At 43.6% G+C, this 11138-nt stretch carries 10 protein-coding genes; 8 read left to right on the top strand and 2 right to left on the bottom strand.

Annotation, left to right across the window (positions count from 1 at the left end; translation table 11 throughout):
• The first annotated feature begins 247 nt into the window (after positions 1–247).
• From LDL18_RS07360 to pdxH, 7 genes are all read left to right on the top strand, one after another.
• Positions 248–934, top strand: a complete 687-nt coding sequence (locus LDL18_RS07360) for a cell cycle transcriptional regulator TrcR (protein ID WP_296508278.1) — start codon at positions 248–250, stop codon at positions 932–934.
• A 76-nt stretch (positions 935–1010) separates the two neighbouring features.
• Positions 1011–1256 carry an exodeoxyribonuclease VII small subunit gene (locus tag LDL18_RS07355; RefSeq protein WP_011240723.1) on the top strand — a complete coding sequence of 82 codons (246 nt, stop codon included), beginning with the start codon at positions 1011–1013 and terminating at the stop codon, positions 1254–1256.
• Between the two features lie 9 nt (positions 1257–1265).
• Positions 1266–2162 (top strand): polyprenyl synthetase family protein, encoded by an 897-nt coding sequence (locus LDL18_RS07350; RefSeq protein WP_296508273.1) that lies wholly within the window; start codon positions 1266–1268, stop codon positions 2160–2162.
• Positions 2163–2243: 81 nt separating this feature from the next.
• The gene (gene coaD, locus LDL18_RS07345; protein ID WP_296508271.1) at positions 2244–2780 is read left to right on the top strand and encodes a pantetheine-phosphate adenylyltransferase; all 537 of its coding nucleotides are present in this window, start codon (positions 2244–2246) and stop codon (positions 2778–2780) included.
• A gap of 235 nt (positions 2781–3015) precedes the next feature.
• Entirely contained in the window at positions 3016–3849 is an 834-nt protein-coding gene (locus tag LDL18_RS07340) for a peptidylprolyl isomerase (RefSeq protein ID WP_296508270.1), read from the top strand.
• A 36-nt stretch (positions 3850–3885) separates the two neighbouring features.
• The gene (queA, locus tag LDL18_RS07335; protein ID WP_296508268.1) at positions 3886–4917 is read left to right on the top strand and encodes a tRNA preQ1(34) S-adenosylmethionine ribosyltransferase-isomerase QueA; all 1032 of its coding nucleotides are present in this window, start codon (positions 3886–3888) and stop codon (positions 4915–4917) included.
• Between the two features lie 62 nt (positions 4918–4979).
• Complete coding sequence (gene pdxH, locus LDL18_RS07330; protein WP_011240718.1) at positions 4980–5558, top strand: pyridoxamine 5'-phosphate oxidase; 579 nt, start codon at positions 4980–4982, stop codon at positions 5556–5558.
• A gap of 39 nt (positions 5559–5597) precedes the next feature.
• On the opposite strand, the gene LDL18_RS07325 is transcribed toward pdxH, so the two are convergent.
• Positions 5598–6716 carry a sigma-54 dependent transcriptional regulator gene (locus LDL18_RS07325; RefSeq protein ID WP_296508266.1) on the bottom strand — a complete coding sequence of 373 codons (1119 nt, stop codon included), beginning with the start codon at positions 6714–6716 and terminating at the stop codon, positions 5598–5600.
• A 783-nt stretch (positions 6717–7499) separates the two neighbouring features.
• On the opposite strand from LDL18_RS07325, the gene LDL18_RS07320 reads away from it, so the two are divergent.
• Positions 7500–9029 carry a mannosyltransferase gene (locus LDL18_RS07320; protein WP_296508264.1) on the top strand — a complete coding sequence of 510 codons (1530 nt, stop codon included), beginning with the start codon at positions 7500–7502 and terminating at the stop codon, positions 9027–9029.
• 283 nt (positions 9030–9312) lie between these two features.
• Here the strand turns inward: LDL18_RS07320 and LDL18_RS07315 are convergent.
• Positions 9313–11138, bottom strand: a 1826-nt coding sequence (locus LDL18_RS07315; RefSeq protein ID WP_296508262.1) for a carbohydrate porin, incomplete at its 5' end; no start/stop codon positions are given.

The following is an 11138-nucleotide window of genomic DNA, read 5'->3' as shown; positions in this document are numbered from 1 at the left end:
ATTTTATTTCTTAAAAATTAAAATTTATTTTCCACCTTCTAAAAAATATCATTTAAAATAATAGTATAGTTATAACAACGGGAATAGAAAAAACACTCTATAATCGATAGGCTGTTGATATCTACCTTGCCCTTACCCCTATGACAGGGTAAGGATAAAAAAATACGCAAGGCCATCCTTCCACGGGTGGCCATTTTCTTATGCAGGCCTCGCCGTAACGGGGTGCAATATTCAGGAGAATTTTGCTGTGGCCCAGCCGCTTATGCCTCATGCGACAGCCTCATGGCTTGTCGATAATACCTCACTTACTTTTGAACAGATTGCCAATTTTTGCGGTCTTCATATTCTTGAAGTTCAGGCCATTGCCGATGACACCGCGGCTACGAAATTAGCGGGTCGTGATCCGGTTCGTGCAGGTGAGCTGACGTTAGAAGAAATTGAAAAAGGTCAGAAAGACCCGAATTACCGTCTGCTTATTGCACTTCCCCCTGAACAGAATCGTCGTCCGAAAGGGCCTCGATACACACCGATTTCACGGCGTCAGAATAAACCTGATGGTATTGCATGGATCATTGCTAACCATCCCAAGGTTACAGACGGGCAGATTTCAAAATTGATCGGAACGACCCGCGAAACGATTGCTAAAATTCGTAATCGCACGCATTACAATATGATCAATATCGTCCCGAAAGATCCGGTTACCTTGGGGCTAACGACCCAGCGTGAATTAAACGCGATCATTGCCAAAGTCGAAAAGGATAAAGAAGAGGAAACCTCTCCTTTTGACGCAACCTTGGCCGGTGAACGCGAAGCCATGATCCGTTATCTGCATCGCAAACGCGAAAATCAGGAACGGACGGCCGAAGAAATTCATGCTAGCGAAGGCGAAAGCCAATATAAAGGCTTTGTTGATCCTTTCACCAAGAAGCAATAAGGGAAAGGCAAGTTTTCGGGATTAAGGCGGTAAAAGCCGTCTTTTCCCACCGGAAACACTGTCTGATCATACGCCAATGAGCCAAGAAAAAAACATATCGGAATTGAGCTTCGAAGAAGCCTTGAAAAAGCTTGAAGAGATTGTTCGCCGTCTTGAAAGCGGGGATACAACACTCGAAGATTCTATCCAAATGTATAGTCAAGGCGATGCATTGAAAAAACAATGCGAAGCAAGGCTGAAAGCGGCACAGAAAAAAATCGAACAGATCAGTCTCGATCAGGACGGAAGGGCAACAGGAACTAGTCCTTTCGATGCGGAGTAAATAATAGATATGGCAGTTAATCTTAAGACCATGATGGAACAGGTCGCACAGGATATTGACCGGCTTTTTGCTGAACAATTACCGCTTCCAGAAGACCCTCGTCGCCGCTTGGTAGAAGCCATGCGCTATGCCGCGATCGGTGGCGGAAAAAGATTGCGCCCTCTTTTGGTCGCCGCCACCTGCGCTTTATTTAACGTCGATCGCGAAGCCGCTTTACGGGTCGGCATGGCTATCGAATGTATCCATGTCTATTCTTTGATTCATGATGACATGCCCTGCATGGATAATGATGATTTGCGGCGGGGTAAACCTACTGTTCATAAAGCCTTTGATGATGCTTCTGCGGTTCTTTCCGGCGATGCACTTCAGGCTTTGGCTTTTGAAATTCTTTCAGAAGAAAGAATCCATACCGACCCACATGTCCGCTTGGAATTAATTCAGGCTTTGGCCATCGCTTCTGGTAAAGACGGCATGGTCGGCGGACAGGCTATTGATCTGGCCGCAGAAACCTCAACCGTTCCCTTTGATCTTCCGACGATTACCCGCTTGCAACAGCTAAAAACAGGTGCCTTATTCGGTTTCTGTTTGGAAGCCGGTGCCATTATGGGTCGCCAGAATAAAGATATCCGTGATCGTCTGAAGGCCTATGCCCGTGATATCGGTCTTGCTTTCCAGATTGCCGATGATCTGATCGATGCAGAAGGTGATGAAGCTATTGCGGGTAAGGCCGTCGGCAAAGATGCAGCTGCTGGTAAAGCAACCTTCCTTTCTCTGTTAGGTCTCGAAAAAGCCCGTTCACAGGCAAAAGCATTGGTCGATCAGGCGATTGCCCATCTGTCTGTTTTCGGATCGGAAGCCGATTATTTGCGCGATATTGCCCGTTATATCGTAGCACGCGATCACTAAATTTTACATATTAGCCTCTTTTGACAGCAAAAAATTCTAAAAATTTTTTGCTGTCAGGAGTGTGAAGGGAAATATTGTGATATGGACGCTCTCTCTCCGAAAAAGCAGCCCATTGCGCTTTATCCCGGTACTTTTGACCCTGTCACGCTAGGTCATCTTGATATTATCCGGCGCGGCGCCCGCATTTTTGATCATCTTATCATTGCGGTTGCCGAGAATCCGGGAAAATCGCCGCTTTTCTCATCAGAAGAGCGCGCATCCATGATCCGTCATGAAATAAGCCGCCTTGAAAACCCAACAAAAAGCCGTATCGAAGTTATTATCTATAATTCTTTGCTGATGGATTGCGTCGAAAGCCAAGGCGCCTCGGTTATTCTAAGGGGTTTGCGTGCGGTTGCCGATTTTGAATATGAATATCAAATGGCTGGCATGAACCAGCAAATAAATAATAAAATTGAAACTATCTTTTTGATGGCAGACAGTGTCTTGCAACCTGTCGCTTCCCGTTTGGTCAAGGAAATCGCTTTTTATAATGGCAATATCACGCCTTTTGTGCCGCCTCATGTCGCACAAAAATTACAAGAAGCCGTTACAAGAAAAAAATCTTTCCAAGATTAAAATCTTCGGGATCAGAATGCTTTTAGGCCAGAAGGTAAGGTTTTCATCCATATAACCTTCATATTTTATGGGGCATAAGGCGACATTCTTTATTCCGAAGGCCAAGCTATCCTGTAACTGTTTTTTCTTTCCGGATAATCGGGACAAGGCTTTTGAAAAGCCTGTCCGATATGTCTATAACTCGGGTGATGATTGCTTAAATCATCAACATACCGTCAAGAAGGATGTTTATACTATGCGCTGTAAGGGTATTTTAAAAAGCACTAGCGCCCTTTTTGTGTTTTTTTTCTTAGCCGCGCCCCTTCTTGCTCAAAAACACGGGAAAGAAAAAGAACCAGAGCTGACCGCAACCCCGCAAGAAATCAGAAAAGTCGTTCAAAAAACGCAACGGCAAGCCCTTCCCGATTTGCCGCCCATCCCAGATATGACACCCGAAAATACGCTTAACCTTGATCTTTCAACTGGTGGCCGCGTTGTTATCCAGCTTCGCCCAGACAAAGCACCGAAAAGTGTTGAGCGGATTAAATTGCTCGTTCGGGAAGGTTTTTATAACGGCCTCAGATTTCATCGCGTCATCGAAGGCTTTATGGCGCAAACTGGCGATCCCAAAGGAGACGGTAGCGGCGGTTCTTCGCTTCCCAATCTTCCGGCCGAATTTAACGATATGCCCCATGTTCGCGGGGAAGTCTCTATGGCAAGAGCGCAGGAAAAAGACAGCGCCAACAGCCAATTCTTTATTGTTTATCAACCGACTTTCTCTCTTGATGGCGAATATACACCTATCGGTCGCGTGGTGTCCGGCATGGAATATGTCGATGCGGTAGAAAAAGGTGAACCCCCTGCCCATCCGTCGATTATTGTCCGCGCTTCTATTGGTTCTGATAAAATCCATCCGCCGACGACTGAAGAAGTCAAGGCGGCCGTTGAAAAACAGGAAGCCATCAACCTTGCCGAACAACAAAAGCAGGAAGAAGAAGTTCGGCGTAATGCTATGCGCAGCCTTCTTGCCAAATCACGCGCGGCTTCGGCCAATGCAGAAGCTCCGGCGGCCTCCGGCCAATCGCACTAATTATAATATCACTGTTTAAAACAGGAACGTCTTTCTATGCGGGTTGATCTTTTCGACTTTGAACTGCCAACTGAATCTATTGCGTTAAGACCCGCTGTTCCACGGGAATCCGCTCGTTTATTGCAGGTTACATCCCAAGGGATGGATGACTACCATGTCGCGGATTTACCGGATCTTTTACAAGAAGGCGATCTGTTAATCTTCAACGATACCCGTGTTATTCCAGCCTATCTTGAAGGTAAAAAAAATCAGGCACGTATCAGCGCCAATATGATTAAACGCGAAGGCCTTCGCCAATGGCAGGCTTTTGTCCGTAATGCCAAAAGACTGAAAAGCGATGATGTCGTCGATTTTGGCAAAGATGTCTCTGCTCGGGTGGTCAAACGTAATGATGATGGCTCGGTTCTTTTTGAATTTTTGGGGAACGAGCCAGTTGAAATACTTTTGGAACGAGCAGGCAATATGCCCCTTCCCCCTTATATCGCCCACAAACGACCGGCTGACCAACAAGACAGGCAAGATTACCAAACTATTTTCGCCGAAAAAGAAGGCGCTGTCGCGGCACCCACCGCATCCCTTCATTTTACAGAAGAGCTCTTGCAGCGATTAGAAGAAAAAGGCATCAAACATACAAAAGTAACGCTCCATGTCGGCGCTGGTACCTTTTTACCTATGAAGGTCGACGACAGCGATGACCATGTCATGCACAGCGAATGGGGACAAATCTCGGCTGAAACAGCGAACGCTATCAACGAAACCAAAAAACAAGGTGGTCGTGTTATCGCCACAGGGACAACCAGCCTTCGCCTGATCGAAAGTGCTGCCGATGAAATGGGTCTGGTTCATCCTTTTTCCGATGAAACCGATATTTTCATCACTCCAGGCTACCGTTTTCGGGTTATTGACGGCCTAATGACTAATTTCCACTTGCCGAAATCGACCTTATTTATGCTGGTCTCGGCTTTAATGGGGCGAGAAAAAATGCTGGCTGCCTATCAACATGCGATTGATACTGGCTACCGTTTCTATTCCTACGGAGATTCCAGCCTTCTTTTACCAAAACAATAACAGTGATAGAAATATTGGATAACCCGCTTTTCTTGAAAGACTGATAGCGTTAGACCAGCATTATGACTCAAGATCCTCATAAAATGTTCGACGAATGGATGGATGAGGCTAAAAAAGCCGAAACCGATGATCCAACGGCGATGGCACTCGCAACAGCCAGCAAGCAGGCTTTCCCCTGTGTGCGCATGATGCTGTTAAAAGGACATACCAAAGACGGTTTTGTCTTTTTTACGAATTTGGGCAGTCGGAAAGGCCACGAGCTTTTAGAAAATCCGGTAGCAACCCTGCTCTTCCATTGGAAGAAATTGCGCCGTCAGGTTCGCATTGAAGGGGCTGCCACGCTGATTTCTGATGAAGAAGCCGATGCCTATTTTGCAACGCGCGCACGCAAATCACAGCTTGGCGCATGGGCATCCGAACAATCCCGCCCCTTACCAGCACGTGATGTTTTCGAAAAACGGATCGCCGATATCGAAGCTCGCTATGAAGGTAAAGATGTGCCGCGTCCTCCTTACTGGACGGGGTTTCGAGTAAGCCCCATCCGTATGGAATTCTGGAATGATCGCGAGTTCAGATTACATGAACGCGAATTATTCACCTTGAATGATGGCCGCTGGCAGAGCGAATTTTTGTACCCCTAACCGGATATCCGGCAGGTTTTTTTAAAAAAACCTGCCGGATCAAGAACGGCTTATCTTATATTTATTCATCTTTTCGATAAGCGTTGTCCGATGCAATCCTAAAAGACGAGCAGCATCAGAAACGATATTATTGGCAGAATTTAAAGCAGCCGTAATATAGCGGCACTCCAATTCCGTTACCAATTCCTTCAATTTTACAGCATCGCCGGGTATAGGAAAATCTGCAAATAGTGCCAGATTTTCGCTTTCATTATCGAGATCATCCTCCAAAATATCATCAGCTAAAGACAGATCACGATCTGATGATATTTCCGATGACGGGCTACTTAAATTCCACAAAGCATCACGCTCGGCCGGTTGGCTCGAAACCGCCAGATTTAATAATTTCTGGGTCTGCTCCACCCCAACTTTCTGATCAGGATATAATATGGAGGTGCGCTCAATCAGATTGCGCAATTCACGAATATTCCCCGGCCAGCTATACTGGGACAGATAATGCAAGGAATCCGAAGAAAAGCAAAATCTCCGACTTTCCGGCAAACGATCACAAAAATATTCTGCCAATAACGGAACATCATCAGAGCGATCCGCCAATGAAGGCAGATGAATAGGAAAGACGGCTAAACGGTAGAATAAATCTTCCCGAAAGGCTTTATGCTCAATCGCATTGTGGATGTCGCGATGGGTCGCCGATATAATACGGGTATCTACATGGATAGGCTGCCGCCCACCCACGCGGGTAATAATATTATCCTCTAAAACCCGAAGCAGTTTAACCTGCATATCGAAAGGCATGTCGCCAATTTCGTCAAGAAAAAGCGTGCCGCCATCAGCCTCTTCAAATCGTCCACAAGTCTGTCCAACAGCACCCGTAAAAGCGCCCTTTTCATGGCCAAACAATTCTGATTCCAACAAGTCGCGCGGAATAGCGCCACAATTAACAGGAATGAATCTTCCTTGTGAACGCGGGCTTGATGCGTGAATAGAAGATGCAACCATCTCTTTACCGCTCCCAGATGGGCCGGTAATCAATACTGATGCAGAGGTAGGGGCAACCTGCTGAATCAGATACCGTATTTCACGCATAGCGGGGCTTTCGCCGATAAGCGCTGTATTTTCTACGACAGAAGCACTCCTGAACGAAGAAATTGAAGCCATAATACGTTAAAAATTAATACTTTTAAAAAATATAATATAGTTGTTCATTTCTCAAAGCCATCCCCTAGTTTTATTAGCCTTTATTGTTTTTATCATTTATTTTTTACAAAAAAGGCCAAATATTTTTTACAGCGCCCCACTGTAAAAAACATACATTGAAGACAATATCTATACTTAATTGTTTTGTTTTTAAATAAATACTTTAATCAGAAATATGGAAATATTGAATAAACAATTTCCAAAACATTTTACATTCTATATAATTATATTTTACTTTCCTAAAGAATGTAAAACGCCATATTTAGAATGTTACTCATATCTCCCTTTTAAAAAGAACTGACTAGATCATCAGTTCCATAGGGCAATATGCAACTCGGCAAATAAATTTTGCTCTTTGACTTAATATTACAACCATTATGGATTATAGCAGGATGTAACGTACTGACAAGTATAGAAAAATTCTATATATCTTTAATCTTTTAAAATAAAATTAAAATTTATTTTCTAAAAGAAATTTGCATTTTTTAAACATAAAGGGATGATTTTTTATAAAAAAGAAATTTAAATCCAAAAATCATATTATTCTCACAATATAATAAAAATCAATTATGATTTGATTTTGTTTTTAAGGAATATAAGACGGTATAAATGTTATAAATTTCTTTTTGAATAGAGGGCAATTTTAAAGATATTGTTTATCCAACAATTTAAATATCTTCTTATTGTGTCGATATAGTTGTTCTAAATCCAAAATATTAAATTCTGGCCGGAAATGGAAAAATAATGGCAAATAAAGATAAATCTGCTGCCTCTTTTTCCTTGAAATCAATACAAGCATCTCATCTTGCTGTGCTTCTGATTATGCTTTTGGCTTTGTGCCTGAGAATGACGGCCATCTTCCCCATCGGCTATTATCATCCAGACGAAATTTTCCAATATCTGGAACAGGCACACCGTCTCGCTTTCGGCTATTCAGTCATTCCTTGGGAATATCGCTACGGGATGCGAGGCGGCCTTGTCCCCGTTTTATTAGCAGCCGCTATGAAAATGGGAGATATCATTAATGCACAGAGCTTTTTGTATTGGATTTTACCCCATGTTATTACAGCTCTTTTATCATTGGGTGTTATCTGGAGCGCCTATAAATTAGGGCGATTACATTCCCTCTTTACCGGCTGTCTTGCCATGTTTGTTGCAGCAACATGGTATGAAATCCTTCTTTTTGCTGCGCATCCGCTTAGTGAATCACTCTCTTTTTCGGCTTTTATGCCCGCCGCCTATTATTTAATTGCAGAAGAAAAAAATAAGAGCAGCCTGATGCTCTCTGGATTTTTAATGGGATTATCCGCCTTATTAAGGTTCCAATATATTCCTTCTATTCTTTTCATCACTTTCTTCACATTAAAAATAAATGTTAAGCATTGGGGGTATTTTATCCTTGGTGGATTAGGCGCGATTTTTATTAGTTCACTATCGGATATCTTTATAGGCGAATATCCTCTTTTATGGTTATTTAAAAACATACAACAAAATTTGATCTTTCACCGTGCAGAAGATTACGGCACCGCTCCGATATATAGTTATTTTTTTGATATTTGGGAAAATTGGAAATGGTTTTCCTTGATCCTGCCTATTCCTATTCTGGTCGCAACCTACCGCTATCCTGCTTTATTCGGAACAGCTTTAGTCAATCTTATTTTTCACATGCTTGTTTCTCATAAAGAATATCGCTTCATCTTTTTAAGTAGCGGTATTTTTATAATCCTTGCCTCCATTGGCAGCGCCATTTTGATCGAAAAAGCCACTGTCAACTTTACCCCTTTGCATAAAAAATTAGCCCAAATAGCCATTTTTACGACATGGGCGGCTTGTTCTTTTTTCTGCTCTACGGGAAATATTTCTCACTGGTATCAATATCGTGGGGTCTTACAGGCTGAGATAAAAGCGCAAAGTCTTCCTAATTTATGTGGCCTTACCTTATATCAGATCGATTATTGGGAAAGTGGCGGATATAGCCTGCTTCATCGTCCCATTCCTATTTACAGCCTGTTACCGTCCAATATGTATAGCACGCGCTATCCTGATCCTATGGGCTTATCACCATCACTTTTTTCAGCCTCTAATGCCATTATTAGCGCCTCTTCTTCAGGTAAAAATTTACCGAAAGAATATCGTCGGGTTAGCTGTTATCCGCAGAAAAATGGCGAAAAGACTGAAGATATTTGTCTTTTTTTCCGGCCGTCCTCTTGTTTTAAAAAGGAAACGGCTGATAATTTTGAAATTAATAAGGTTTTAAAGAATATCGACCAATAAAATGATTTCGATATTGGCCTGTAGTTTCTTTAATAAAGTCGATGATAAATAAATTTCGATTTTATCGACAAGGGAACAAGCGCACCGCTAAGGCAATGATCGCTCCACGCTCACGCTTCATTTTATAATAACGGACTAAAGACGATAAAAATAATCAGTTTATTGATGTGCAGGCGCTTAATCATTTCTGCCTTATGATAAATGGCAGATTTCTTTCATGCACTGATATTATTATCCGGTTATCGAAAAAGACATGTCCTTCGATAACCGGATGAGCGTTATATTAGAATACCCAACCGCTCTTAAGGCCGAGCAAAATAATATTTTTAGAATTATAGTTATAAGGCGTATCAACAGGGCCACGGGCATAATAGCCGCCCGGATGGACAACATATTGAATATTCGGACGCAAGAAGACAGCCGGAGAAAGCTGAATATTATAGAAAAGTTCTGAATAATATTCCTGATGGCGATTCTGCGCTGACAAAGCCTGACTCTTCAAAAAGGCATTACTCAGCCAAGTTGTACCGGCACCGATACCAACCCAGTCATCAGGACGCTCTTTGGAAACACCGAACAGAATGGCATAAGCCGAAACTTCAGCCGTTGATTTGTTGGTTCGACCATCATTTTTCAAAGCGCGGAAAGCAACAGTCAGCTGACGATGGCTATCGAAACGTAAAACCTGCTGTTCAGCCGTTACATAGGCACCATAACGTCCACGGACTTCAGGTCCCTGCGAAGAATATCCGGTCTGCATGGCAACGTCTTGATAATAACGCAAGTTATAAGACTTATCGTCAGTATACCAACCGTCAAATTTAAACAAACCTTCGAGATTGTTTTCTCTACCGAATTTCGGTGCCCATTTCACTTCACCGATATACAAACCGGCCTCAGGATGGAACGGGTTATCCATGTAGAAGTTTTCGTGGAGAACCTTACCTTGGATGTTTTTGCGGTTAACATCAAAGACACCGGCACCGATGGTGACTTCTTTTGATACCTGATAGGTCACGCGGCCTGCCCAGTTTGAAACTGGCCAGTTATACCAATAGTCACCCACAAGGTTACCAGCTTGGTTACCGCAGAAGCCCAAGCTCATGAAGGAACATCCGGTCATTGCCATACCGAATTCGTTATTTTCGGTTAAACGACCAACCTTAATATTAAACCGACCGATTTGTTGTTCATAAGAACCTTCGATCAAGCGCCAAATGTTACCACGACCGTAAACTTCCTGCATTTCGGTCAAGGTCGTCGAATTGATAGCGGCTTCAATCTGACCACCACCACGCTTGGTCATCATAAAGTTGAATTTACCGCCTTTGACGACGCCCAAACGTTCCATGTCAAAACTGGCCTGCACCAACCATTGATAAGCCGTTCTAAGAGCGTGACGATCACCACCCCGCGCGTTAAAGGCCGTTTCAACACCGCCCATAGAGGATTGGATATCAATACCCTTGTCACGCAACCATGGTTTAATACCTAACCATGTCCCGAACATACCGCGGTCTTTCGGATCGCGGGCTAACATCACGCTGTTATCGCCAACGCCAATCCATGCAAAAGCGTTGTGACGACCGCGCGTTGACTGAACGATACTGTCAACCAAACCTTTATTTTCAACATTCTCTTCGACAACACCGCCCTTACTGACAGGAAGACGTGGGTCTGTTTCCGGCTGTAACTCGCTGCTACCAACCGTCAAAGAAGCATAAGGGAATGGTGCTGGAGAAACATGCTGATGGGAAACTTCTGCCATTTGAGGCGCATCAACAGGACGACCGCCCGCGTCATTATTGTCGTTATCCGACATTCTGACGTCATTATCAGTAGCGTCTGCTGCCGGTATCTGCGATGCAGCCTGACTTTCCCCGTTATTGACGGACTGATAAGGCGTAACGGCAGAAGGTTGCGCAACAGTCTGTGATGTCTGCGCTTGTGGCTGATGAGCAACAGATGAAGTATTAACCGTGTTATCGGTATCAGTTCGATCGTCTTGTTCGACTGATTGCTCGCTGGCGCTCTCTTTCTGTTTGTGATGGTTATTCACTTTGGCAAGCCAGTTGCCCAAAGGATCAGCCCAGGCTTCAGCAGAGGTTG

Source organism: Zymomonas sp. (assembly GCF_020216885.1).
Taxonomy (GTDB): Bacteria; Pseudomonadota; Alphaproteobacteria; order Sphingomonadales; family Sphingomonadaceae; genus Zymomonas.
Note: the sequence above shows the minus strand (reverse complement) of the source record. Positions and strands in the feature narration are given on the sequence as shown.

Bases quoted from the DNA above. Each gene is read 5' to 3' on its own strand.
- LDL18_RS07320 (WP_296508264.1), top strand. From the start codon at position 7,500: ATGGCAAATAAAGATAAATCTGCTGCCTCTTTTTCCTTGAAATCAATA.
- pdxH (WP_011240718.1), top strand. From the start codon at position 4,980: ATGACTCAAGATCCTCATAAAATGTTCGACGAATGGATGGATGAGGCT.
- queA (WP_296508268.1), top strand. From the start codon at position 3,886: ATGCGGGTTGATCTTTTCGACTTTGAACTGCCAACTGAATCTATTGCG.
- LDL18_RS07350 (WP_296508273.1), top strand. From the start codon at position 1,266: ATGGCAGTTAATCTTAAGACCATGATGGAACAGGTCGCACAGGATATT.
- LDL18_RS07325 (WP_296508266.1), bottom strand. From the start codon at position 6,716: ATGGCTTCAATTTCTTCGTTCAGGAGTGCTTCTGTCGTAGAAAATACA.
- coaD (WP_296508271.1), top strand. From the start codon at position 2,244: ATGGACGCTCTCTCTCCGAAAAAGCAGCCCATTGCGCTTTATCCCGGT.
- LDL18_RS07355 (WP_011240723.1), top strand. From the start codon at position 1,011: ATGAGCCAAGAAAAAAACATATCGGAATTGAGCTTCGAAGAAGCCTTG.
- LDL18_RS07340 (WP_296508270.1), top strand. From the start codon at position 3,016: ATGCGCTGTAAGGGTATTTTAAAAAGCACTAGCGCCCTTTTTGTGTTT.